Origin of the sequence: Streptomyces sp. SYP-A7185, assembly GCF_046103685.1 — a bacterium.
In the GTDB taxonomy this organism is placed as follows: Bacteria; Actinomycetota; Actinomycetes; order Streptomycetales; family Streptomycetaceae; genus Streptomyces.
In genome coordinates this window covers 5,516,452-5,541,203 of sequence record NZ_CP122310.1, presented here as the reverse complement: position 1 = coordinate 5,541,203, position 24,752 = coordinate 5,516,452, and the positions used below count along the sequence as shown (strand labels likewise).

Genomic DNA, 24,752 nt, shown 5'->3' with positions numbered 1-24,752 from the left:
GGTCCTCGCCGTCCGCGAGGTGGCGGGGCTCCTCGCCGTCCGCGAGGGGTGGTGGCCCTCGCCCGCTCGCGCGAGGAGGTGGCCCTCGCCCGCTCGTGACGCGTGTCCGTGCCTGGGCATGCGCCGCGCCTGTCGCTACCTTCGCCCAAGAGGGGCCAGCCGCAACCGAAAGCGCAGCACAGCCCGACCCGACCTGGTCAGACCCGGTCCGCCCGACCTGACCCGACCGGACGCCTGACCCGACCAGACCGCCCGACCCGGCCGCCCTGACCCGACTGGACGCCTGACCCGACCGGACCGGACCGCCCGACCTGACCCGACCACCCGACCCGACCGGACCACCCGACCCGACCCGACCACCCGACCCGACCCGACCACCCGACCCGACCCGACCACCCGACCCGACCCGACCACCCGACCCGACCCGACCGCCCGACCCGACCGGACCACCCGCCCCAACCGCCCGACCTGACCGAGCCCGGCAGGAGGTCGAGATCCTCGTGCCCCGTGTGCGCTTCTGGTTCGCGCCGACGCGGCGCGCCGACCTTCCCCTCCTGGCCGTCTGCGGCGCCTTCGCCGGCCTCTCCCTCGCGCTGGTCCCGCCCACCCTGCCCCTCGGGTGGGACGAGATCGTGTACGCCAGCCGCTTCCCGCCGTACGCGCCCGCCACCCCGTTCAGCGCTCCCCGCACCCGGGGCGTCCCGCTGCTCATCTCCCCCGTGGCGGCCTGGAGCGACTCCACCGTCCTGCTCAGGCTGTGGCTGACGCTGCTCTCGACCGCGGCCCTCTACCTGGGTTTCCGCCCCTGGCTGCGCGTCACCGTGGTCCGGCGCCCCGCCGTCGTCGGCGTGGCCGCCGGGCTCTACGGAAGCCTGTGGTTCGCCCTGTTCTACGCGAACTCCGCGATGCCGAACCACTACACCGCCATGGGGGCCACGGCCGCGGTCGGACTCTTCCTCGGGGCCCGCCCCGGGCGCCTCGCCCACGCGGGCATCGCGGTGGGGCTGGCGCTGGCCGCCCTGATGCGCCCCAACGACGGTGCCGCCGTGGCCCTCCCGCTGCTCGTCGCCGCCCTGCTGGTGCCGGCCTGGCGGACCCGGGGGCGCGTACTCGCCGTGGTCGGCGGTGTCCTGGCCGGTCTGCTGCCGTGGGCGATCGAGGCGTACCTCCGTTTCGGGGGCGTACGGGAACGGCTCACCGCCGCGAGCGAGGTGCAGGGCGGGCTGCGGCCCCTCGCGTCCATCGAGGCCCAGTTCACCGTGCTGGACGGCCCGTTGCTCTGCCGCCCGTGCGCAGCCGACCGCCTGGGCGTCGCGGCCGCGGAGTGGCTGATCCTGCTGTCGCTGCTCATGGCGGCGGGGGTGCGCTCCGCAAGGCCGACAGCCTCCACCCCCGACCAGACCCCCCGCCGCCAAACGACAGCCACCGCAGGCCAGTTCACCCGCCGACCAACGACAGCCACCCCTGGCCAGGTTCCCCGCCCACCGGTTCCACCCACCCCCCACCAGGTCGCCCGCCGCCAGACGAGAGACGCCCGCGACCAGATCGCCCGCCGCCAGACACCAGGCACCCCCAACCAGACCCCCCGCCAACCGACACCACCCACTCCCCACCAAAACCCCCGCCACCCCCTCTGGCTGACTCTGGTCGTCGCTGGGGCCGTTGCCCTGCCCTATCTCCTCCTCGTCCCCTACGGAGCGCCCCGCTTCCTCCTCCCCGCCCACGCCCTCCTCGCCATCCCCGCGGCCCTGGGCCTCTTCACCCTCACGGCCGCCCGATCGAAGCCCACCCCCGTCCATACCTCCGCCCGATCGAAGCCCACCCCCGTCCACACCCCCGCCCGCCGGCACAGACTCGCCCTCACCACCGCTCTCGCCGTCCTCCTCAGTGCCCACCTGGCGGTCCAGCTCCTCCTCGTCCTCGGCAACTCCCGTATCCAGGCGGGCGCCCGTGGCGACTGGGGCCGGATCGCCCACGTCCTGCACGAGCACGGGGTGCGTGCCCCGTGCGTCCTGGACGGCAGCGCTTCGGTGATCCCCCTCGCGTACGTCTCGGGATGCTCGGCCGCCCGTGAGAGCGACCGGCGGCGGCCCGACGCCCTGGTCCTGCGCGAGAAGCGGCCCCCGCCCTGGGCCCGCGACTGGCGGCGCCATCCCGTGCCGGACACCTACGCCCCCGGCTGGACGGTGCTCGTGCCGCCCCCGGCGCCCGTCATGCGGAACCCGGCGACCGATATGCGCTCTTGACGCGCGGTCAACCTCAGCCGCACCATCAGGCACGCCAATTCCGTCCGGCCACAGCGGAGTTCGACGGCCACGGAAGCGGCGTACCCCCACAGAACGAACGAACCAACAGAACACGGAGCCCCCCACATGAAGCTCTCCGTTCCCGGACGCACCACGGCAGCCGCCGTCATAGCCGTCGCCGGACTCCTCACCACCAGCGCGATATCCTCGGCGGCCCCCGCCCCCACGGCGGCCGCCCCCGACATCTCCGTGGCCAACGTCCAGGGCCACCTCTCGCAGTTGCAGAACATCGCGGCGACCAACGGCGGCAACCGCGCCCACGGCAGCGCGGGCTACAAGGCCTCCATCGACTACGTGAAGGGGAAGCTGGACGAGGCCGGATTCACCACCTCGCTCCAGGAGTTCACCTCCAACGGCAAGACCGGCCACAACCTCATCGCCGACTGGCCCGGCGGCGACGCCGACCAGGTCATCATGGCGGGCTCGCACCTCGACAGCGTCGGCTCGGGCCCCGGCATCAACGACAACGGCTCCGGCTCGGCGGCGATCCTGGAGACCGCGCTCACCGTGGCCAAGGAGCAGTACAAGCCCACCAAGCACCTGCGGTTCGCCTGGTGGGGCGCCGAGGAGCTGGGACTCGTCGGCTCCTCGCACTACGTCGACAAGCTGCCCGCCGACGAGCGCTCGAAGATCAAGGGCTATCTGAACTTCGACATGATCGGCTCCCCGAACCCGGGCTACTTCGTCTACGACGACGACCCCACCATCGAAAAGACCTTCAAGGACTTCTACGGGGGCCTCGACCTGGCCACGGAGCCCGACGAGGAGGGCGACGGCCGCTCGGACCACGCCCCGTTCAAGGACGCGGGCGTCCCGGTCGGCGGGCTGTTCAGCGGCGCCGACTACGAGAAGACCGCCGAGCAGGCCCAGAACTGGGGCGGCACGGCCGGTGAGCCGTTCGACAAGTGCTACCACTCCGCCTGCGACACGGAGTCGAACATCGACGGGACGGCCTTGAACCACAACAGCGACGCGGTGGCGTACGCGGTGTGGGGGCTCTCCGCCTGACGCCCGCTCGCAAAGGCCCCGGGGCCCCGGGCCCCGGGGTCTGTGCACCCGAACAACCCCCTGGACGCAATTACCTGCGCGTGCATATAGTGCATGCGCAGGTAATTGCGCGGCCTCGACCGTGCCGCGCACGACCACGCCATGACCCAGGGGGCCCACCATGACCCGCAAGTTCCTCTTCGTGCTCGGCAGCGCCCGCCCCGAAGGCAACTCGGAGACGCTGGCCCGCCGGGCCGCCGAACAGCTCCCGGCCGGCGTCGAGCAGCGCTGGCTGCGCCTCGCCGACCACCCGCTGCCCGACTTCGAGGACCGGCGCCACGACGGCACCCGCCCGCGTGCCCGCCCCCGCCCCGCCGGCGACGCCGAGGCCCTGCTCCTGGACGCCACCCTCGACGCCACGGATCTCGTCATCGTGTCGCCCCTGTACTGGTACTCGCTGTCGGCCACCACCAAGCGGTACCTCGACTACTGGGACGCGTGGCTGGAGGTCCCCGAGGTCGACTTCAAGAACACCATGCAGGGGCGCACCCTGTGGGGCGTGACGGCGCTCGCCCACAGCGAGGAAGAGGTCGCCGACCCGCTGATCGGCACGCTGAACCACGTCGCCGCCTTCTTCCCCCTGCGCTTCGGCGGCGTCCTGCTCGGCAACGGCTCCCGGCCGGGCAACGTCCTGGACGACACCGACGCCCTCGCCCGCGCCAAGACGTTCTTCGCCCAGGAGCCGCCGCTCGCCCGCTACCCGTACGACAGCTGACCCCGGGACCCCGGGACACTGGAAACCGGATGGCCCCGAGAAAGGCGGTGGCGGCCTACGCCGTGATGTCCTTCGCCCCGAACCTCGCCCAGGCCGCCGAGCCGAACACCGCCGCGTACAGGCCCTGGAGGCCGAGGTTCTTGATCAGCTCGTCCCAGTAGACGGGCTCGCGCATCAGGTCCGCGAAGGACAGCCAGTAGTGCGAGAAGAAGTACGGCTGGAGGGCGTGCAGCTGCGGGATCTGGTCGAGGATCTGGACCGTGATGAGCAGGCCCACGGTCGTCGCCATCGCCGCGATGCCGCTGCTGGTCAGCGTCGACACGAACAGGCCGAGCGCCGCGAGCCCCACCAGGGAAGCGGCGACCACGAGGGCGATGAGCAGGGCCCGCAGCAGTCCCTCGCCGAAGCCGATCCGGGTGCCGGAGATCGTGGTGACCTCGCCCACCGGGAAGAGCAGCGCGCCGACCGCGAGCGCGGAGAGGGCCACGACGAGCGTCGCGAGCAGGCAGAACGTCATCGTCGTCGCGTACTTGACCAGCAGCAGCCGCGTCCGGCCCGCGGGGGCGACCAAGAGGTAGCGCAGCGTTCCCGCGCTGGACTCGCCCGCGATGGAGTCGCCCGCGACGACGCCGACCGCCATGGGCAGGAAGAAGGGCAGGGTCGCGGCGAGCGCGGTGAAGACCAGGAACAGGCCGTTGTTGGTCACCTGCGCGATGAACGCCGGACCGCCCGCCTCGCCGCCCCCGCCGAGCGTCGAACCGTCACTCGTCTCGATCTTGACGGCGACGCCCACGAGGATCGGCACGGCGGCGAGCACACCGAGCAGGGCGAGCGTCCGCCAGCGGCGGAAGGTGATGCCGAGCTCGCTGCGGAAGAGCCCGAAGGTCCAGATCCGCCGGACCGTCCTCCCGCCCGCGTCCGGCGCGCCCCGCCCGTTTCCGTACCGCGGCCCCTGCTCGTCCCGCCCCTCCCGTACGCCGACACCGTCAGCCCGCGACATCGAAGCCCTCCCCCGTCAGCGCCACGAACGCGTCCTCCAGCGAGGCCCGTTCGAGGCCGAAGCCCCGTACCCGTACGCCCGCGCCGACCAGGGCGGCGTTCAGCTCCGCGAGGTCGGTGCCGGACTCCGCGCCCGGCGGCTCGCCCGTCACGCGGTCCTCCGCCACGACGAGATCGCTCACGCCCAGCTCCTTCAGGACGCGGACCGCGTCGGCCGTGTCCGGAGTCGTCACGGCGAGGCGCCCCCGCGCACCGGCGGCGAGGTCGGCGACCGGGCCCTGGGTGACGAGGCGGCCCTGGGCCATCACCGCCGCATGTGTGCAGACCTGCTCGATCTCGTCCAGGAGGTGCGAGGAGAGGAAGACGGTCGTGCCCTCCGACGCCAGCTCCCGCACCAGCGCCCGGATCTCGCGCATGCCCTGCGGATCGAGGCCGTTGGTCGGCTCGTCGAGGACCAGGAGTCTGCGCGGCTGGAGCAGCGCGGCCGCGAGCCCGAGGCGCTGCTTCATGCCCAGCGAGTACGCCTTCGCCTTCTTGCCGGCGGCGGCCGTCAGACCCACCCGGTCCAGGGCCGACTCGGCGCGGACACGCCGGGTGCGCGGATCGGCGGTCGGGTCGGCGGCGTCGTACCGCAGGAGGTTGTCGCGGCCGGACAGGAAGCCGTAGAGGGCGGGGCCCTCGATGAGCGCGCCCACGTGCGGGAGCACGGTCCGCGTCTCGCGCGGCATGGGCCGGCCCAGGACCTTGGCCCGGCCCGAAGTCGGCTCGATCAGGCCCATCAGCATCCGGATGGTGGTCGTCTTGCCCGAGCCGTTCGGCCCGAGGAACCCGAAGACGCTGCCCGCGGGGACGGTGAGGCTCAGGCTGTCCACGGCCACCTGCTTGCCGTAGCGCTTGGTCAGCGCGGAGGTCTCGATCACGCTGTCCGCCGCACTGCCGCCGGTCCTTGTGCTCGGCACCGCGTCCTCCCCGCCTCACGTCGTGACGGCGGGCCCGGGGTGCCTGCCCGGCACCTCGGGCCCGCCGCTCCATCGTCCCTCGCGGCCGGCTACTTCGCCGCGTTCGCCGCCTTCACGAGGGCGTCCTTGGTGACCGCCCCCACGTAGGCCTTGCCGTCCTCGGTGATGAGGGCGTTGATCAGACGCGTCTTGAAGACCGTGCCCGAGCCGAAGTCGCCCGACACCTTGTCGCCGAGGGAGTCGAGGAGGCGCTGCGCGTCCGGCGGGACGTCACCGGAGCCGCCCGACGGGAGGCCCTGGCCGCCCGGCAGTTCGAGCTCGGCGATGGAGTTCCAGCCCTCGCCGATGACGTTCAGACCGCTCAGGTCCTCCCCGCCCTTGAACTCCTTGCCCTTGAACTCCTTGCCCTTGAACTCCTTGCCGCTGAATTCCTTGCCGAACTCCTTGCCGCCGTCCTTGAAGCCGTGCTTCCCGGCCTTGGCGTCGTCCTCTTCGGTGACCTTCGCGCCCTTGGGCGGCGTGAAGTCGAACGTGGACGCGGCCGGCTTGCCGAAGTCGACCTTCGTGAAGCCCGCGTCGACGACCGCGCTGCCGCCGCCCGCGGGAGTGAGCGTGAACTTCAGCGGCGTACCGGTCTTGGAGTCGACCGCGACCGTGATCTGGCCGACCGTCGAGCCGGACTGCTTGGGCTTGATGACCAGGCGGTAGGCGTCCCGGCCCGCGACCTGCGCGGTGCCGTCCACCTTCACCGACGTCGTCTCGTCGGCCGCCTTCAGCGCCTCCTCGGCCAGCTCCTTGGGCGTGGACGGGACGCCCTCGGGGAGGCCCTTCTCGCCGGAACCCTTCTCCGCGTCACCGGCCTTGCCCGCCGACTTGGAGTGGTACACCTCGTTCGACTTGCTGTCGTAGGCCCAGACGTCGTCGCCGTCGTGGATCAGGCTGTACTCGGCCGCGTCGTCCAGGACGGAGAGCTTCTGCTTGTCGGGGCCGTCGGCGGCCACGCGCAGCGTGTGCGTGCCGGACGCCAGCTCCATCAGCTTGGACTGCGGGTCGGCGGCCGATCCGTCGCCGCCCTCTCCGCCGCCCTCGCCGCCCGAGCCGCCGCCCGGAGCGAAGCCGCCCGCCATGTCGCCGCCGAAGGACGGAAGGCCGAGATCGGTGCTGATCTTCACCGTGCCCGAGAGCTGCTCCGTGTCCGACGCGGCGATCTTCTCGATGAGTTCCTGTGCGGTCACGTCGGGCAGCTTGGGGTCGCCCGAGGTGGCGAGCGCCGGGACGAGCCCGATGGTCGCCGCCGCCACCCCCGCCACCGCGACGGGAACCACGTAACGCGTCGCCTTGCGGCGTCCTGCGCGCGGTTCGCCGGTCTCGCTGGTGTCCTGCTCCGGTTCGTACGGTGCCATTGTGTGCCCTACCTCCGTGGTCGGCGGCGGCCTTCCCAGTACGTGCGTGCGTCCACCCCGCGCCGCCATTCTCACCCGAATAGGTCAGGAGTGGTTGTTCTTGCTGGACCTTGCTTGCCTCTATACGACCAAATCGGCCAGCGAGAAGCGTCAGACCCCGGGAGCAACTCCACGTACTGCTGTGGGATGACACAGCACGGTGGCGCCTCCCCCATCCCGTAGGGGAAGCGCCACCTGGACGGATCCGGGTCAGCGCGGCACGAACACGTAGTCCGCCCCGTACGGCACCTTGGCGATGGCGCCCGGCTTGCAGTCACCCGCCGGTGCGACCCCGCCCACCGTGTTCAGGCGCAGGATCTCCGCCGTGCCGGCCAGGAGCCCGCGCGGCTTCCCGGTCGAGGTCGCCGCCAGGTCGAGCTCCGGGATGTTCTTGTCGCCGTTCGGGGTCCTGGAGATCAGCTTGCCGGTGACCTGGCTGCCGTCGGGGGCGGTCCAGCGCGGGGTGCCCGAGTTCGGGGCGACGAAGTCGTGCGCGATGCCGGCGCCGAGCCTGGCGCGCACGTCACGCTGCGCGAAGGCGGACCTGCCCGAACCGTCGTCGGCCTTCTTGCACTCGTAGATCTGCTTCCCCTTGAGCACGGACGCCTGGAAGCCGGCCGCCGCCTGGCGGAAGCCGACGCCCGTGGTCACCGCGTGGAGCTGGCCGCGGACCGCGCCGCCGGGGAACTCGGCGGTGTGCAGGTTGGTGTAGAAGCCGTTCGGGTCCGCCTTCAACCGCTTGAGCAGCGCCGCGTCCTCGACCTTGACCGTGCCGGTGACGCGGTGGCCCTTGCTCTTGGCCACGAGCCGGGTGAAGTCGATCTTCACGCCGCCGTTGGTGCCCTTGGCGCCCTGGTGGATGTGGAGGGCGGTGGGCTTGGCGGTGCCGCGCCAGGTGACGGTGACCGAGACCTTGTCGCCCTTCACCCCGACGAATTCGAGCGCCCGGCCGTCCTTGTCGCCGACCGCGGGGCCGCCCTGCACCGGCACCTCGTTCGCGCCGTTCATGCTCGCCACGAAGACGGATCCGCCGCCCTTGTTGCCGCTGCCGCTACCGCTACCGGCGCCACTGCCACTGCCGCCGTGCGCGACGGCCGACGGCGTCCCGATCGCCAGCCCGCCCGCTGCCGCGACGGCCACACCCGCGGCCAGCAGAGCCCGACGGCGGCGCGCCGACCTGCCCCACGCACCAGACGTGCCAGACGTGCCAGACGCACCTGCCGTACCCGTCACACCAGACGTACCGGCCGCACCAGATGTACCAAAAGTGCCCATGGTCAAAAATCTCCCCGTACCTGAGCCGACGCCCCCTGCGTCGACTTCCGGGCATGAGTACGGAGTGGATCCGATCCTGGACTCAATCCAAACTGGACGAATCGCTGTGAACTGAGTCACATTCCGCCGGCCGGGCCTCAGCCCGCCCGGTGGACCACCAGATCGCAGAGCTCGACGAGCGAGGTCTTCGCGTCGCAGTCCCGCAGCGGCGCGAGGGTGTCCCGCGCCTCCTCCGCGAACCGCACGGTGTCCTTGCGCGCCTGCTCAAGGGCGGGGTGGGCCCGCAGCAGCGCCAGCGCCTCCGCGTGCCGCGCGTCGTCCGTCAGGTCCGAGTCGAGGAGCTCGCTCAGGGCGATGTCCTCGGGCAGCCCGAGCTTCTCCACCCGCTCGCGCAGGCGCAGGACCGGCAGCGTCGGAATGCCCTCGCGCAGGTCGGTGCCGGGCGTCTTGCCGGACTCGTGCGAGTCCGAAGCGATGTCCAGGACGTCGTCGGCGAGCTGGAAGGCGACGCCGAGCCGCTCGCCGTATTGGGTCAGGACGTCCACGACGGTCTCGTCGGCGCCCGACATCATGGCGCCGAACCGGCAGGCCACGGCGACGAGCGAGCCGGTCTTGCCGCCCAGCACGTCGAGGTAGTGGTCGATCGGGTCGCGGCCCTCGGTCGGGCCCGCCGTCTCCAGGATCTGGCCGGTGACCAGGCGTTCGAACGCCTCCGCCTGGATGCGGACGGCGTCCGGGCCGAGGTCGGCCAGGATGTACGAGGCGCGGGCGAACAGGAAGTCGCCCGTGAGGACGGCCACGGAGTTGCCCCAGCGCTGGTTGGCGCTGTCGACCCCGCGGCGCACGTCCGCCTCGTCCATGACGTCGTCGTGGTAGAGCGTCGCGAGGTGGGTGAGCTCGACGACGACGGCGGAGGGCACGACGCCCGGCGCGTAGGGGTCGCCGAACTGCGAGGAGAGCATCACGAGGAGCGGCCTGAACCGCTTGCCGCCCGCGCGCACCAGATGCTGCGCGGCCTCCGTGATGAAGGGGACCCCGCTTTTGGTGGCGTCGAGCAGACCTTCCTCGACGGCCGCCAATCCGGCCTGGACATCGGCTTCGAGAGCCTGGTCCCGCACGCTGAGGCCGAAGGGCCCGACGACGGTCACGAGGGGTTCTCCTGTCTGCTGACGATCACAAGTCGGTCACTCGGTCGATCATCACTCGGTCGATCTTCGCGCGATGACGGGGTCGATGACACGGTTTGTCGATGTGTCGCTGCCATCACTCAAGTCAGCGTATCCGGTCGCCTTTCGATCACAGTGGGCACCCGCCTGTGCAATGCCGCCCAGGCGGGGTGTGACGACCACCGGTATGTTCTTGATCAGCTGATACGACGCAGAAGACCGCTTAGCCCTAGAGGCAACGGAAGCCCCATAAGTAACAGAGCTAACGGGAGCACACCCTTTGTCCCGCACCGAGGCCGACACCGAACCGCCCGCGGAGCCGCCGACGGAACCGCCGCCCGGCGACGACCACGCCTTCTTCGGGCAGCCGCGCGGGCTGCTCACCCTGTCGGGCCTCGAGGTCTGGGAGCGCTTCTCGTTCCTCGGCATGCAGGCCATCCTCGTCCTGTACTTCGCGGACTCCGTCGCGAACGACGGAATGGGCATGGATTCCGGGACCGCCGCCTCGGTGTCGGCGGCGTACGGAACGCTCGTGTACCTCGTGTCGGTGGCCGGCGGCTGGCTCGCCGACCGCATCCTCGGCTCGTACCGCGCGGTCCTGTGGGGCGGCATCCTCATCGCCTGCGGCCACTACTCGATGGCGGTCCCGACGGCGACGATGACCTGGGTCGGCCTCGGTCTGATCAGCGCGGGAACCGGCCTGCTCAAGCCGAACGTGGCCTCGATGGTCGGCAAGCTCTACCGCACGGACGACGACCGGCGTGACGCGGGCTTCGCGCTGTACTACATGGGCATCAACATCGGCGCCTTCGCCGGACCGCTGATCACCGGCTGGCTCGGCGACCACAAGGGCTGGCACTGGGGCTTCTCGGCGGCCGCGATCGGCATGACCTTCGGCCTGATCCAGTACGTCCTCGGCCGCCGCCACCTCGCCGGACGCAAGGCCTCGGCGGAGTTCGCGCTGCCCAAGGACGCGATGCGCCGCGCGGTCGTCCTGATCGTCGCCGGCGTCCTCGTGTTCGCCGCGCTCGCCGCCCTGCTCGCCGCCGTCGGCTGGCTGACGATGGACCGCTTCGTCGACCTGCTCACCGTCATCTCGGTGATCGCGCCGATCGTCTACTTCGCGGTCATGTTCCGCAGCCCGCGCGTGACGTCCGAGGAGCGCGGCCGCCTCAGGCCGTACGTGGTGCTCTTCCTCGCCTCGGTCGTCTTCAACTTCATCCTCTTCCAGGCGTACTCGACGATGATCCTGCTCGCGTCGACGAACGCCGAGACGTCCATCCTCGGCTTCACCTTCCCCGCCAGCTGGTACGCCTCCGCGCTCGGCGCCTTCGAGGTCGCGCTCGCCCCCGTCGTCGCCGCGGTCTGGGCCCGGATGGGCCACCGCCAGCCGCACGCCTCCAACAAGATCGCGTTCGGCGTGATCCTGGGCGGCCTTTCCTTCCTCCTGATGGTCCTGCCGACCTCGGGGCACGGCGACGACACGTACAAGATGGCGGTCTGGTGGATCGTCGGTTCCTATCTGCTGCTCGGGCTCGGCGACATCCTCGTGGAGACCTCCGGCATGTCGGCCACGACGAAGCTCGCCCCCCGGGCGTTCGCCAGCCAGACCATGGCCCTCTGGTTCCTCTCGCTCGCCCTCGCCAACGGCATCCAGGCCCAGATCGTGAAGCTGTACGGAGAGGTCTCCAACCCGGCGTACTTCGGCGTGAACGGCGCGATCGCCGTCGCCGCGGGCGTCGCCGTCATCCTGCTCGCGCCGTGGCTGCGCCGCACCATGCACCCCGTCCACTGAGGTACCCGCCATGCAGATTCGCACTTCCTTCCCGTACGAGACCACGCGCGAGGACGTCCTGGTACCCCTCCCGGACGGGACCACGCTGTACGCGCGCGTCTGGCGCCCGGTGACGGACGAACCCGTCCCCGCGCTCCTGGAGTACCTCCCCTACCGGCTGAGCGACTGGACGGCGCCGCGCGACTGGCAGCGCCACCCCTGGTACGCGGGCCACGGCTACGCCTCCGTGCGCGTGGACGTGCGGGGCCACGGCAACTCGGAGGGCATGCCGGGCGACGAGTACTCCCCGGTCGAGCTGGCCGACGGGGTCGAGGTCGTCCACTGGCTCGCCGCGCAGCCCTGGTGCTCGGGCAAGGTCGGCATGTTCGGCATCTCCTGGGGCGGCTTCAACTCCCTCCAGATCGCGGCCCTCGCGCCCGAGCCGCTCAAGGCGATCGTCACGGTCTGCTCCGCGGACGACCGCTATGACAACGACGTGCACTACATGGGTGGTTCCGTCCTCGCGGTGGACATGCACGCGTGGGCGGCCACGATGCTCGCCTTCGTCTCCCGCCCCCCGGACCCGCTGTACGTCGGCGACCGCTGGCGGGAGATGTGGCTGAACCGCCTCGAAGCCGTGGAGCCCTTCATCCACACCTGGCTCGACCACCAGACCCGGGACGACTACTGGCGCCACGGCAGCGTCTGCGAGGACTACTCGGCGATCGGCGCCGCCGTCCTCGCGGTGGGCGGCTTCCACGACCCCTACCGGGACACGGTCCTGCGCCTGGTGGAACATCTGCCGGGCGACGTACGGGGGCTGATCGGCCCGTGGTCGCACCAGTACCCGGACCGGGGGCTGCCGCCGGGCCCGGCGATCGGCTTCCTCCAGGAGACCCTGCGCTGGTGGGACCACCATCTCAAGGGCATCGACACGGGCATCATGGCGGAGCCGAAGCTGCGCTCCTGGATCAGCGACTCCCACCCGCCGGCCACGGTGTACGCGGAGCTGCCGGGCGGCTGGGTCGGTGACCCCTCCTGGCCGTCCCCGAACGTCACGCCGGTCTCCTACGCCCTCCAGGGCGCCCCGATGATCGTGAACTCCCCGCAGCACACGGGTCTGGACGCGGGCCGCTATTTCCCGTTCGGCAACGACGCCGACCTGCCCCCTGACCAGCGGGACGAGGACGCGAAGTCGGCGTGCTTCGAGTTCGAGGTCCCCTCCGCCGTACGCATCCTGGGCCGCCCCAGGGTGACCCTGCGCCTGGCCATGGACACCCCCTCCGGCCAGGCCGTCGCGCGGGTGTGCGACGTGGCCCCGGACGGCTCGTCGACGCTGGTCACGCGCGGTGTCCTGAACCTCTCCGCCCGCAACGGCCGGGACCGCGTGGACCCGTGGCCGGTCGGCGAGACGCAGAAGGTGACCTTCGAACTGAACGCGATCGGCCACACGTTCCCGCCGGGCCACCGGATCAGGCTCGCGGTGTCGTCCGCGTACTGGCCGTGGATCTGGCCGCAGGCGGACTCGGCGGGCTTCGTCCTGGACCCGCCGGGCAGCGCCCTGGAACTGCCGGTACGGGAAGGCGACCTGGACCCCTCGATCACCTTCGCCGCTCCGGAGCAGTCGGAGCCCCTTGAGGTGGTCTACCCGGCGACGCTCGACGAACTGCGCCCCGAGCGCCTGGTCGTCCGCGACGTGGCCAAGGGCGAATGGCGCCTGGAGGTGGACCCGCGCTACGGCGGTACGCGGGTCTACCCGGACGGCCTCGAATTCACCGAGGACGCGGTGGAGACGTACACGATCAACGAGTACGACCCCCTGAGCGCCCGTACCCGCTCCGACTGGACGATCCGCCTGCACCGCCCGGAGCTCGCGTGGGACGTGTCGATCACGTCCCGCTCCGAGATCACGTGCGACGCGGCGGACTTCATCACGTCGAACGAAGTGGTGTGCAAGGACGGCGGCGAGGTGGTCTTCCACCGCACGTGGGAGAAGCGGATCCCGCGCACGGCGGGTTGAGGGACCGGTGGAGCAACGTCACCGGTCGGTGCCCAGCAGGCGCTCGACGACGACGGCGACCCCGTCGTCCTCGTTGGAGGCCGTCACCTCGTCGGCGGCCGACTTGAGGTCGGGGTGGGCGTTGGCCATGGCGACGCCACGGGCCGCCCAGACGAACATCGGTACGTCGTTGGGCATGTCCCCGAAGGCGATGGTGTCCTCGGCGGTCATCCCGAGCCGTTCGGCGGCGAGCGCGAGTCCGGTCGCCTTGGTCACCCCGCGCGGCTGGAGCTCGACGGTGCCGGGCCCCGACATGGTGACGGTGGCCAGCGGCCCGACGGCGTCGCGGGCGACGGCGGCCAACTCGTCGTCGGACAACTCGGGGTGGCGCAGGAGCACCTTGCTGATGGGCTCGGCCCAGAGCGCGTCACGCCCCCGTACGCGCACGGCGGGCAGGGTGGGGTGCGGCATCAGATACCCGGGCTCGATGAGCGTGAGCCCGTCCACGCCGTCCTGGTCGACGGCGGCGTAGACCTCCCCCACCTCGGCCTCGATCTTCCCGAGCGCGGCCTCGGCGAGCTCACGGTCGAGCGTCACGGACCACACCATGCGGTCGGCCCCGGAGTCGTACAGCTGCGCCCCCTGCCCGCAGACGGCAAGGCCGCCGCCCCCCAGATCGTCGAGCAGCGGCTTCACCCGGGGCGCGGGCCGCCCGGTCACCACCAGGTGGTGCGCCCCCGCAGCGGCCGCCGCCGACAGCGCGGCCAACGACCGGTCGGAGACGGTGTCGTCGCCGCGCAGCAGCGTTCCGTCCAGGTCAGTGGCGATGAGTGAATATGCGAGGGGTGCAGCCATGATCCAGAGAATACGGATCCCGGGCGCCGCCGATAGCAACGTCACAAGAGCTGTGACGCGACCAGTGCGCTGGTCGCACAACCGGCGCTCACGGGATTCACCGGGACGAGTCCCGGAGAACGGCCCCCAGGCTATGACGCGCCCCGCCCTGACAACGGAATACGACCTCCGCCATCCTCCCCACGAGCAAACCTAGTAACTTTGCACCCCGCGTCAGATGGGCGTCAGGGAACGCGTGACGGGGGTTGCGGGATGGCGGGGAATCGTCCGGCGGATTGGCATGTCCTGGACCTGGACAAGGACCCCACGCCCGGGGACCCGGACCGCGTCCGGAACCTGGCGAAGAACCTGCACGACTTCGCCGACGACGTCTCCAAGGTGCTCCGCGACATCAAGGGGATGGCGGGCGAGGACGCGATCCTCACGTGGGCGGGCAAGACCGCCGAATCGTTCACCTCGGAGTTCGAGTCGGCGCCGGGCAAGCTGAAGAAGCTCAAGAAGAGCTACGAAATGGCCGGCGACGCCCTGTCCACCTACTGGCCCGAGCTGGAACGCTCCCAGGCCCTGGCCGACAAGGCCCTGGCCCAAGGCCGTGAAGCGCAGACCAGCCTCAGCGCCGCCCAGTCCCGCCTCACCTCCGCCGACTCCTGGGTGGACCGCGCGGGCAAGGAAGCCGACAAGTACAAGGACGACGACGGCGGCTCCAAGGCCGGCAAGGACGTGCCCAAGCCCGACCCCGACAAGGTCAAGGCCGCCACCCGCAACGCCACCTCCGCCGAAAAAGCCCAGACCGCCGCCAAAGCGGACGTCACGGCGGCGCAGTCCAACCTGGACGCGGCGAAGAAGATGGCCGAAGACGCCCGCAAAATGCGCGAGACCGCGGCCGGCACCGCGAAGAAGAAACTCGAAGAGGCCTCCGACGCCGGCATCCAGAACCGTAAGTGGTGGGAAGAGGTCGGCGACTGGGTCACCGACAACTGGGACACCATCGTCGCCGTCTGCAAAGTCGTCGTCGCCGTCCTCGGCATCATCGCGATGATCATCGGCGGCCCCATCCTCGGCGCGATCGTCCTGATCGCCGCCCTGATCGTGCTCGCCGACACCCTCAACAAATACGCCAAGGGCGAGGCCTCCCTATGGGACGTCGCCTTCGCCGCCCTGGACTGCATACCCGGCATGAAGGGCCTCACCAGCCTCCGCGGCCTCGCCAAGGGACTCAAGGGACTCAAGGGCGGGCTCAAGGGACTCAAGGCGATGGCCAACGGCGTACGGGGCCTCGCCAAGTCCGGCCGCAGCATGATCACCAGCGGGGCCAAGGGCGCCTACAGCCGCCTCAAGGGGATCGTCCGGTTCAAGGGCAGTGACCCGGTGGACATGGCCACGGGCCAGATGTTCCTGCCGCAGACCGACGTCACTCTGCCGGGAGTCCTCCCTCTCGTCTTCTCGCGTCGCGTCGCGTCCGACTACCGAGCCGGCGGCTGGTTCGGCCCGTCCTGGTCATCGACTCTCGACCAGCGACTCGAAGTCGACGAGCAAGGCGTGGTGTTCGTCACCGAGGACGGCATGCTCCTGGCCTATCCCCACCCCGCCGCTCCGGGCGCATCCGTGCTTCCCGAGTCCGGCCCCCACTGGCCGCTGACCCGCCTGGACTGCGGCGAATACCACGTCGAGGACACCCTGGCCGGTCAGTGGCGGCATTTCTCCGCACCCACAGACGGTATGGCGCCGCTCGTGCGCATGTCCGACCACAACGGCAACACCATCGATGTCGCGTACGACGAGCACGGCGCTCCCCGCGCGATGCACCACTCGGGTGGCTACGAGCTGAGATTCACCACGGAGGAGGACCGGGTCACCGGCCTCTACCTCGCCGGTGCCGACGACGACGGCACCGACCTCGCGGTCAAGACCTACGGCTATACCGACGGCAATCTGACCGAAGTCGTCAACTCCTCCGGGCGTCCGCTGCGGTTCGCCTACGACGAGCGGCTCCGGGTCACCTCGTGGACCGACACCAACCAGCGCCGTTACGACTACGCCTACGACGACAAGGACCGCTGTGTCGCCGAGGGAGGCGAGGCGGGACATGTCTCGATCATCCTCGACCACGACGGTTCCGACCCTTGCTGGCCCGGTTGCCGCATCACCACGCTCACCACAGCGGAGGGTGCCGTATCCCGGTTCGTCGTCAATGAACGGTCCGAGGTCGTCGCCGAGATGGACCCGCTCGGTGGCATCACCCGCACCGCCTACGACGACCGGCACCAGGTGGTGGCGGTCACCGATCCGCTCGACAGGTCCACCCGATACACGTTGAACGAGCTGGGGCAGCCGCTCACCATCACGTATCCGGACGGGGAGACCGCCCGGTTCGCCTACGGTCCGCACGGTGGACCGACCGCGATCACTCAGGCCGACGGAAGCACGGTGCTTCGGGATTATGACGAGCGCGGCAACTGCACGGCGGTGACCAGCCCGAGCGGGGCGACCACGCGCTACACCCATGACGGCGCGGGCCGCCTCGACTCCGTCACCGATCCGCTCGGCGCGACGACACGCATCCGCACCAATGATGCGGGGCTCACCACAGAGCTCGTCGATCCGCGAGGCCGGCACGAGTGGCGCAGCCATGACGCCTTCGGCCGGGTCAACGCCGTGTCGGACTCGACCGGCAGCGAAGCGCGGCTGTCCTGGACGGTGGAGGGGCGGGTCGCGCTGTGGCACGGCCCGGAGGGAGCCACACAGGAGTGGATCTACGACGGCGAGGGCAACTGCGTCCGGCACACGGATGTCAACGGTGGCGTCACCTCGTACGAATACACGCACTTCGACCTGGTGTCCGCCGTGACGGGACCGGACGGCGCACGGTACGCGTACGACCATGACGCCTCCTTGCGTCTGACCCGCGTGACCGACCCGCTGGGCCTGACGTGGTCGTACACATATGATCCGGCGGGCCGTGTCGTCGCCGAGACCGACTTCGACGGTCGTACGGTGCGCTACGGGTACGACCCGGCCGGGCAGCTCGTCTCCAGGACCAACGCCCTGGGTCAGAAGATCAGTTACGAGCGGGACCTGCTCGGGCAGGTCGTGACCAAGGACGCCGACGGGGCCGTCACGACGTACCGGCGGGATCGCATGGGCCGGTTGCTTCAGGCCGCAGGCTCGGACAGTGACGTTTCACTCGACCGGGACGAGTTCGGCCGGATCGTCGCGGAGAGCGTGGACGGGCACACGCTGACGTTCGATTACGACGCGCTGGGGCGACGCACCCGCCGCGTCACGCCGACGGGCGCGGTGGCCTCGTACACCTATGACGAGCAGGGTCACCGCGCTTCTCTGACGACGTCCGGCCGCACCCTGCGCTTCGGATACGACGCGGTCGGCCGTGAAATCTCCCGCTCCACGGGAGATTCGCTCACCCTGCACCAGGTGTGGGACACCTCGGGCTCCCTGGTGGAGCAGGCGGTGGAGACGTCGCGCGGTCGTGTGCAGGAGCGCAGGTACGAGTACCGCCCCGACGGCCATGTCACGGGCTTCGACGACCTCGTGCACGGGGCGCGGCAGTTCGAGTTGGACCCGATCGGCCGGGTCACCGGTGTCACGGCGCGCAACTGGCGCGAGGAATACGCCTACGACGCCGCCGGCAACCAGTCCAGTGCAACCTGGCCTTCCGGCCACGCCTCCGAGGAGGCCCGCGGAGAACGGACGTACCTGGGGACACGCTTGCTCCGGGCGGGGCGTGTGACGTGCGAGTACGACGCAGCGGGCCGCGTGGTGGTCCGCCGCAGGACCCGGATCTCCCGCACACCTGATTGCTGGCAGTACACCTGGGACGCCGAGGACCGCCTCACCTCCGTCACCACGCCCGACGGAACGGTCTGGCGCTACCGGTACGACGTCTTCGGCCGCCGCACCGCCAAGCAGCGGCTCGCAGCCGACGGTGCGACGGTGATCGAGGAGATCCGCTTCACCTGGGACGGCGACAGCCTCGCCGAGCAGACGTCCACCGGAGGCGGCCTGCCCCATCCGGTCACGTTGACCTGGGACCACGACGGGCTCCACCCCGTGGCCCAGACGGAGCGGCTCACGGACACCCTCACCCAGGAGGAGATCGACTCCCGCTTCTTCACGATCGTCACCGATCTGGTCGGCACTCCGACCGAGCTGATCGACGAGCAGGGTGAGATCGCGTGGCAGTCGCGTTCCACCCTCTGGGGCACCACCGTCTGGCCGGCCGGAAGCAGCGCGTACATCCCGCTGCGCTTCCCGGGCCAGTATCACGACCCCGAAACGGGACTGCACTACAACCAGCACCGGTACTACGACCCGTCGACCGGCCGCTACGCCACCCCCGATCCCCTGGGTCTGAGCGCGGCACCGAACCCTGTCACATACGTGACCAACCCATGGACATGGTCGGACCCTCTGGGTCTCGCTCCCTATGAGGTCTTCTTCCGTGTGATGTCGGAGAAGGAGTTCACACGCCTTGGGCCGAAGGGTGAAATCACTCCGCGGGGCGAGAACTTCGTGACCCAGGAGACGGATTACGTCACCGGTATCGCAGAACGCTTCGCCAGGCGTGGCGGACGCAACGCCCAGAAATACACGCACATGGTGCGGTACGAAATGGCTCCGGGCACGAGAGACGCGCTCATCGCGGCGGGCCGCGGATCCGGAGACAACATCGCGGCCATCCGCGAGTCGTTCGGAATCCACCTGGACGAGATCGGCGAGAGCGTCGACTTCGTACATGTGAAGATGGAACGTGGCGGATTGAACTTCGGCCTGCGGGAGAACTCGGCCGACGTATTCAACTCCAACATCCTCAGGAGCAGTCATACGCTGCTGTAGCCGGAGTGCCGGTCGGCAGGTGGACCGGAACCCCGTGTGCGGAACAGAGAGAGCGGAAAGAGAAGCAGATGCCAGAGCAGTCAGATGCGGCGGGTGCCCCGTCGGCGGACCGCGTCGACGACTTCATCGGCCCGGGGTACGTGGGCCGGGAGAAGGCAACTGCGGTGGTGTCCGCCTTTCCTCAGGCACCCGACAGGATCCTGGACTGGTTGCGCGCGTCGGCGGAATCGGGAGACTGGCGAAGGTTCGAGCGGTTCGCGGGCGTGGCCGTTCATGTGGCGCGCCCCGGCGAGCTCGCCGGCATTCTGCTGTCGGCGCTGACCTCCGGCACGAAAGCCGGTGACACCGGACGCGGCCCGAACGAAGAAGACTTGGTCGACATGCTGGGCGAGATCCACTCCCCGGAAGCCGTCGACGCGCTCGGCTCCCTGCTGCGCGAGCGCCAGGAATCCGATGCCCCCTATTTTCCCTTGTGCGTCAAATGCATCGAGTCTCTGGCTGAAATCGACACTCCGGAAGCGAAGGAAATCCTGCGCGAGGTCGCCACCGGTGCATGGCCGAAGCCACTCCAGTGGCATGCGGCGGCGGAGTTGGGCATCGACGAAGAACTCGGTTACGACGAGGACGCCATGCTCGGTGGAGCCTGACGAGCAGTTGCCCGAAGGCCGGCTGGCGGCGCCGCCCGGCGCGTTCCCGCGCGACAGGACGTAGCGTCCCACCATGGAGATCACCGGTCACTCGAGCGACTTCACCGTGGATGCGGCCTTCCCCACCGCGGCGGGGAAGTTCATCGCCCGCCGCCGTCAGCACTGGCCCGGCCTGCTCCTCTGCGGGGAACCCGCCGGAGCGGGGGCGTCTGCCGACTGGACGCTCCCCGCCGCCGATGACGTCGATGACGCCGATGGTCAACCCGGCATCCTCACCTTCTCTTCGGGCCACGCGATGGAGGAGTTCTGGGCCGAGCACGGTTATGCCCTGGACGACTCGGGAGAAGGCCCCTTCTCGGTCTTCTACCGATTCCATCCCCGGCCGCTACGAGCCGCACGGGTGAGCGGGGTCCGGTGCGCGGGTCCCGAGACCGCGGCAGCCGTCGAGGGCACGGGACTTCTCCTTGCCACGTACTTCACCGTCAGTCTCGTCACGCCGGAAGACCCTGCGACCGACCCGTTCTCGGGTCGTGTCCTGGCCGACTTCCTCGACTCGTTTGGCTCACCCCTCCGATGATCGAGGCACCCTCAGCCGTACGCCCGTGCCACATGCCCCGTCAGTCTCGGGGAGGCGTATTCCGTGCCGCAGACGAAACGCATCACCGGGCCGTACGACGCCGCTGCCGGGAGGCCCGTGAAGTACAGGCCCGGGATCGATGAGGCGTAGCCCGCGCCCAGTTTGGGGGTGCCTCGGCTCGCTGCCAGGCGGGCGCGGAGGGTGGGGTCGAGGAAGTCCATGGCGGCGAGGTCGACGCGGTAGCCCGTCGCCGCGATGACGTGGTCCGCGGAGAGTTCGCGGATGCGGCCGCCCAGGGTCTCGAGCCGCAGGACCGGGCTGCCGTCCCGGACGTCCGCCGAGACTAGGCGGCGGACCTCTCGCGTCTCGACCTTGCCCTCGTAGCGCTCGCGCAGCCACCACGCACCCAGCGGGCCGAGGATGCGGCGGACCAGGAAGTGGCGGGCCTGCGGGGGCAGATAGCGGTACGGGTGGGGGTAGTAGCTGATCGCGTGGAGCGACCAGGCGCGGCCGAAGGGGGACTCCGGGCGCAGCTTCGGCTGCTTCCACGGCGGGGCGCCGAAGGCCACCGACCCCTTGCCGCGCGCCACCACCCGTACGGTCGCGCCCGCTTCGGCCGCGAGCGCCGCCGTCTCCAGGGCGGACTGTCCCGCGCCGACCACGATCAGCTCGCGCCCGGCGAACCGCGACAGGTCGCTGTGCTGCGAGCTGTGCGAGACGGGCCCGGTGGGCGCCGGCCCGTCCGGGGCCGCCGCGACGAGCGCCGGCGGCAACTGGGCGAGCCCCGAGAGGCCGGTCGCGACCACCACCGCGCGGGCCGTGAACTGCTCGCCGGAGTCCAGCTTCAGGCCGAAGCCAGCCGTCCCCTTGCGCTCCACCGACACCACCCGCACCTGCTCCAGGTCGGGCACGAGCTTCTGCTGGAACCACTCGCCGTACGCCACGAAGGTCTCGATCGGGATGATGTCCTCGTCGGTGACCAGCCGACGGATGCCCGCCGCGTCGCAGTAGTCGACGAGGGTGTGGCCGGGCTGCGGCGCGTCGATGTTCGAGGCGACCGGGGTCGACTTCAGGAGCATGCCCGCGGGCATGTGCGCGCGCCAGCTCACCATCGGGTCGCCGAAGACCCGAACCGCAATGCCGCGGGCCCGCAGATGGGCCGCGGTGGAGAGGCCGAACGGCCCCGCCCCGATGACTGCTACTGGTTGGATCACGAAGTCCCTCCCCAGGACGTCACTTACCGCGTGTGCCTGCTTCGTGGGTGGTGCGTCACCTCAGGCCGTGGCCTTGAGGTGCGTCACCTCAGGCCGTGGCCTCGGCGGTTGGTCCGCCACAGCTGGTACAGGTGCTTGGCCCCCGGCCGTATGAACCGGGCCAGCATCGTGAAGAACGGCTTCATGTCGTCCGCCGCGAGCCAGGCCAGTTCCGTGCCGCTCGCGTGCGGGGGCGCGTGCGGTGTGGTGTAGCCGCTGCGGCGGTAGGCGAGGAGAGCGGGCAGGTCGATGTTCTCCACGACATAGCGGTGCCCCGCGCGCTGCTCGCCCTCGGGGACCGGGCGGCCCGTCAGGTGCAGATGCATCGCACGGACGACGTCGATCCCGGATTCGTTCTCGAAAAGCCGGAACTGCGCGCCCATGCGGGGGTTGAAGTCGAGCAGTTTGTACTGACCGTCCCGCCGGTCGAAGCGGAGGTCGAGGTCGATGACGCCGGTGAAGCCGATCTGTTTGATGAAACGCGCGGCCAGGTCCGCGAGTTCCGGGTTGTCGACGACGTACGCGTTCGCCGTCATCCCCGCGTGCGGCGGCCAGGAGCGCACCTTCACGCCGGTGAACAGCGCGCGCGGCACGGAGTCCGCGTCGAAGTACGCGTGCACGATCCAGTCCTCGGCCTGCTCCCGCGGCAGATACTCCTGGAGGATCACGCCGGGCCGCTCGCCCCAGAGCCGGGCGTGCGCGAGCAGGCCCTCCAGGGTCTCGATGCGCGTCGTGCCGTTCACCGCGGGCCGGGAGCGGCGGGTGAACGCCTCGCGGTTCTTGGCGACCACCGGGAAGAGTGCCGTGGCGGCGAACTCCTTGACGTCGGCGTAGCTCTCCGGGAACGACGCGGCGGGCGAGGCGATGCCGTGCCGCACGCACAGCTCGTGCAGGCCCTGCTTGCTGGCGAGGCGGCGGGGCAGCACCGGGTCCACGCGCGGAAAGAGGAAGCCGGCGCCGCCCAGAGCCTCTTGGTGCTCGGCTATGAGGACGGCCGCTTCCTCGTCGGTCGGGAGCAGGACCGTGGGTCTGCCGATCCGGCGCGCGATGCGCAGCATCCCGTCCACGAGCCGCTCCGGCTCCTCCGCCCCGGTGGTCGGCCAGGGGAAAGCGCCGGTGAGATGGCGGGAGGCCGCGGCCGGCGTGTACCGGTCCTCCGTGATCGCGTACATGGGCACGCCGAGCCGTCCGAGGCTGCGGATCGCGCCCACACCGCCGTGGTGCAGCGGGTAGTTGCCGAACTTCACGATGAGCCCGGGCACCTCACGGTCCACCGCGAAGGGCACGCTGTCGTTCCTCATGGCCACGGGTCCCCCCACGTGTCCCTCCGTATGACCCGGACCCACCCCGTCCGCGTCCCCCAAAGGACGCTAAGCCGGAACTGACCACTCCAGCAAGATTTATTCGGACATTGCGAACTCTTTAGACACTGCCTCAATCGAAGGTTCCCACGTAACGTGTGGCACACCCATATGGAAAGCGAGGCAGGTACGCATGTCCGAGCACACCCCGCTCGACCCGGCCGGGAGCGACCCTTCCGCCCACTCCGTCGGCGACCCCTTCGCTCTCGCGGAGGGCGATCCCTTCGGGCCGCACAACCTCCCGTACGGCGTGTTCTCCCTGGCCGCAGGGCATGAGGGCACATCCGGTGCCGCGGAGCGCCGCGTGGGCGTGCGGCTCGGCGATCATGTCCTGGACGCGGGCGCCGCTGCCGCCGCGCTCGGCTCTCCCTACGTTTCGCTGCTCGCCCGGCCCACGCTCAATCCGCTGCTCGCCGCGGGGCGCACGGCGTGGTCCGACGTGCGTCGCGCGCTCACCGCGTGGGTCACGATCCCGGCGCACCGCGAGGTCGTGCGCCCCCTCCTCCACCCCCTGTCCGAGGTCACACTGCACCTCCCCTTCGAGGTCGCGGACTACGTGGACTTCTACGCCTCCGAACACCACGCGACCCACCTGGGGCAGATGTTCCGTCCGGACGCACCCTCCCCGCTGACTCCCAACTGGAAGCACCTCCCCATTGGTTACCACGGCCGGTCGGGCACCGTTGTGGTCTCCGGGACCGAGGTGGTACGTCCGTCGGGTCAGCGCAAGGCTCCCTCGGAGACGGCGCCGGTCTTCGGGCCCTCCGTGCGCCTGGACATCGAGGCCGAGGTCGGCTTCGTCGTGGGTACGCCGTCGGAGCTGGGCACTCCGGTGCCGCTCGCGGACTTCCGGGAGCATGTGTTCGGGCTGAGCCTCCTCAACGACTGGTCGGCGCGGGACATCCAGGCCTGGGAGTACGTGCCGCTCGGGCCGTTCCTCGGCAAGTCCTTCGCCACCTCCGTCTCGGCGTGGATCACCCCGCTCGAAGCGCTGGACGCGGCGCGGGTCGCCCCTCCGGAGCGCACGCACGAACTCCTCCCCTACTTGGACGACTCGGCGGATGCCGTCGCGGACGGGCCCGGTGGGCACGAGCCCGGTGGCTACGACCTGCGCATCACCGTGACCCTGAACGGTCACGTCATCTCCGAGCCGCCCTTCTCCACCGTCTACTGGACTGCCGCGCAGCAGCTGGCGCACATGACGGCGAACGGCGCGTCCCTGCGTACCGGTGATCTGTACGGTTCGGGCACCGTGAGCGGGCCCGAGCGGGGGCAGTTCGGCTCGCTCATCGAGATCACGTGGAACGGACGCGATCCTCTCGAACTGCCCGACGGCAAGCGGACGTTCCTTGAGGACGGTGACGAGGTCACGCTGACGGCTTGGGCGCCGGGGCCGGATGGTACGCGGGTCGGCCTCGGAGAGGTTTCTGGCAGGGTCGCCTCAGCGGGTGGCAGGCCGTAGGCCTTGGGGGCGTGGGGGGCTAGGGGGGCTTGAGGGGTTGGGCGGGGCGCGGTTCCGAAGC

Annotated in this window: 17 protein-coding genes; 9 read left to right on the top strand and 8 right to left on the bottom strand. The window is 70.5% G+C overall.

Going from position 1 to position 24,752, the window contains the following annotated elements; genetic code table 11:
* Positions 1-500: 500 nt before the first annotated feature.
* The 3 genes from QBL25_RS24310 (at position 501) to QBL25_RS24300 (ending at position 4,068) form a co-directional block, all read left to right on the top strand.
* On the top strand, positions 501-2,246 hold the full coding sequence (locus tag QBL25_RS24310; RefSeq protein ID WP_409059117.1) for a hypothetical protein: 1,746 nt from the start codon (positions 501-503) through the stop codon (positions 2,244-2,246).
* A gap of 126 nt (positions 2,247-2,372) precedes the next feature.
* Complete coding sequence (locus QBL25_RS24305) at positions 2,373-3,314, top strand: M28 family metallopeptidase (RefSeq protein WP_409059116.1); 942 nt, start codon at positions 2,373-2,375, stop codon at positions 3,312-3,314.
* Between the two features lie 160 nt (positions 3,315-3,474).
* Positions 3,475-4,068 (top strand): flavodoxin family protein, encoded by a 594-nt coding sequence (locus QBL25_RS24300; protein WP_409059115.1) that lies wholly within the window; start codon positions 3,475-3,477, stop codon positions 4,066-4,068.
* A 55-nt stretch (positions 4,069-4,123) separates the two neighbouring features.
* On the opposite strand, the gene QBL25_RS24295 is transcribed toward QBL25_RS24300, so the two are convergent.
* The 5 genes from QBL25_RS24295 to QBL25_RS24275 form a co-directional block, all read right to left on the bottom strand.
* On the bottom strand, positions 4,124-5,068 hold the full coding sequence (locus tag QBL25_RS24295) for an ABC transporter permease (protein ID WP_409059114.1): 945 nt from the start codon (positions 5,066-5,068) through the stop codon (positions 4,124-4,126).
* Positions 5,055-6,026 (bottom strand): ABC transporter ATP-binding protein, encoded by a 972-nt coding sequence (locus QBL25_RS24290; RefSeq protein ID WP_409059113.1) that lies wholly within the window; start codon positions 6,024-6,026, stop codon positions 5,055-5,057. The genes QBL25_RS24295 and QBL25_RS24290 overlap by 14 nt, the downstream gene beginning before the upstream one ends.
* 89 nt (positions 6,027-6,115) lie before the next feature.
* Positions 6,116-7,429, bottom strand: coding sequence for a LolA family protein (locus tag QBL25_RS24285; RefSeq protein WP_409059112.1), 1,314 nt, complete (start codon positions 7,427-7,429; stop codon positions 6,116-6,118).
* 249 nt (positions 7,430-7,678) lie between these two features.
* The gene (locus QBL25_RS24280) at positions 7,679-8,608 is read right to left on the bottom strand and encodes a CHRD domain-containing protein (RefSeq protein WP_409059111.1); all 930 of its coding nucleotides are present in this window, start codon (positions 8,606-8,608) and stop codon (positions 7,679-7,681) included.
* Between the two features lie 272 nt (positions 8,609-8,880).
* Positions 8,881-9,891, bottom strand: a complete 1,011-nt coding sequence (locus QBL25_RS24275) for a polyprenyl synthetase family protein (RefSeq protein WP_409059110.1) — start codon at positions 9,889-9,891, stop codon at positions 8,881-8,883.
* Between the two features lie 298 nt (positions 9,892-10,189).
* Here QBL25_RS24275 and QBL25_RS24270 point away from each other — a divergent pair, with 298 nt between their 5' ends.
* Positions 10,190-11,704 carry a peptide MFS transporter gene (locus QBL25_RS24270; protein WP_409059109.1) on the top strand — a complete coding sequence of 505 codons (1,515 nt, stop codon included), beginning with the start codon at positions 10,190-10,192 and terminating at the stop codon, positions 11,702-11,704.
* A gap of 10 nt (positions 11,705-11,714) precedes the next feature.
* A complete protein-coding gene (locus QBL25_RS24265; RefSeq protein WP_409059108.1) occupies positions 11,715-13,703 on the top strand; it encodes a CocE/NonD family hydrolase in 1,989 nt (662 codons plus the stop codon).
* A gap of 18 nt (positions 13,704-13,721) precedes the next feature.
* Here QBL25_RS24265 and QBL25_RS24260 read toward each other — a convergent pair whose 3' ends face one another.
* Positions 13,722-14,537, bottom strand: coding sequence for an HAD family hydrolase (locus QBL25_RS24260; RefSeq protein WP_409059107.1), 816 nt, complete (start codon positions 14,535-14,537; stop codon positions 13,722-13,724).
* A 252-nt stretch (positions 14,538-14,789) separates the two neighbouring features.
* Between QBL25_RS24260 and QBL25_RS24255 the strand changes: the two genes are divergently transcribed.
* From QBL25_RS24255 to QBL25_RS24245, 3 genes are all read left to right on the top strand, one after another.
* A complete protein-coding gene (locus QBL25_RS24255) occupies positions 14,790-19,391 on the top strand; it encodes a DUF6531 domain-containing protein (RefSeq protein WP_409059106.1) in 4,602 nt (1,533 codons plus the stop codon).
* Positions 19,392-19,459: 68 nt separating this feature from the next.
* On the top strand, positions 19,460-20,038 hold the full coding sequence (locus QBL25_RS24250) for a HEAT repeat domain-containing protein (protein WP_409059105.1): 579 nt from the start codon (positions 19,460-19,462) through the stop codon (positions 20,036-20,038).
* A gap of 73 nt (positions 20,039-20,111) precedes the next feature.
* Positions 20,112-20,615 (top strand): hypothetical protein, encoded by a 504-nt coding sequence (locus QBL25_RS24245; RefSeq protein WP_409059104.1) that lies wholly within the window; start codon positions 20,112-20,114, stop codon positions 20,613-20,615.
* An 11-nt stretch (positions 20,616-20,626) separates the two neighbouring features.
* On the opposite strand, the gene QBL25_RS24240 is transcribed toward QBL25_RS24245, so the two are convergent.
* Positions 20,627-21,829 (bottom strand): FAD-dependent oxidoreductase, encoded by a 1,203-nt coding sequence (locus QBL25_RS24240; RefSeq protein ID WP_409059103.1) that lies wholly within the window; start codon positions 21,827-21,829, stop codon positions 20,627-20,629.
* Positions 21,830-21,912: 83 nt separating this feature from the next.
* On the bottom strand, positions 21,913-23,169 hold the full coding sequence (locus QBL25_RS24235; RefSeq protein WP_409059102.1) for an ATP-grasp domain-containing protein: 1,257 nt from the start codon (positions 23,167-23,169) through the stop codon (positions 21,913-21,915).
* Between the two features lie 193 nt (positions 23,170-23,362).
* Between QBL25_RS24235 and fahA the strand changes: the two genes are divergently transcribed.
* Positions 23,363-24,691: a fumarylacetoacetase gene (gene fahA / locus QBL25_RS24230; RefSeq protein ID WP_409059101.1), complete on the top strand. Its 1,329-nt coding sequence runs from the start codon at positions 23,363-23,365 to the stop codon at positions 24,689-24,691.
* Positions 24,692-24,752 lie beyond the last annotated feature (61 nt).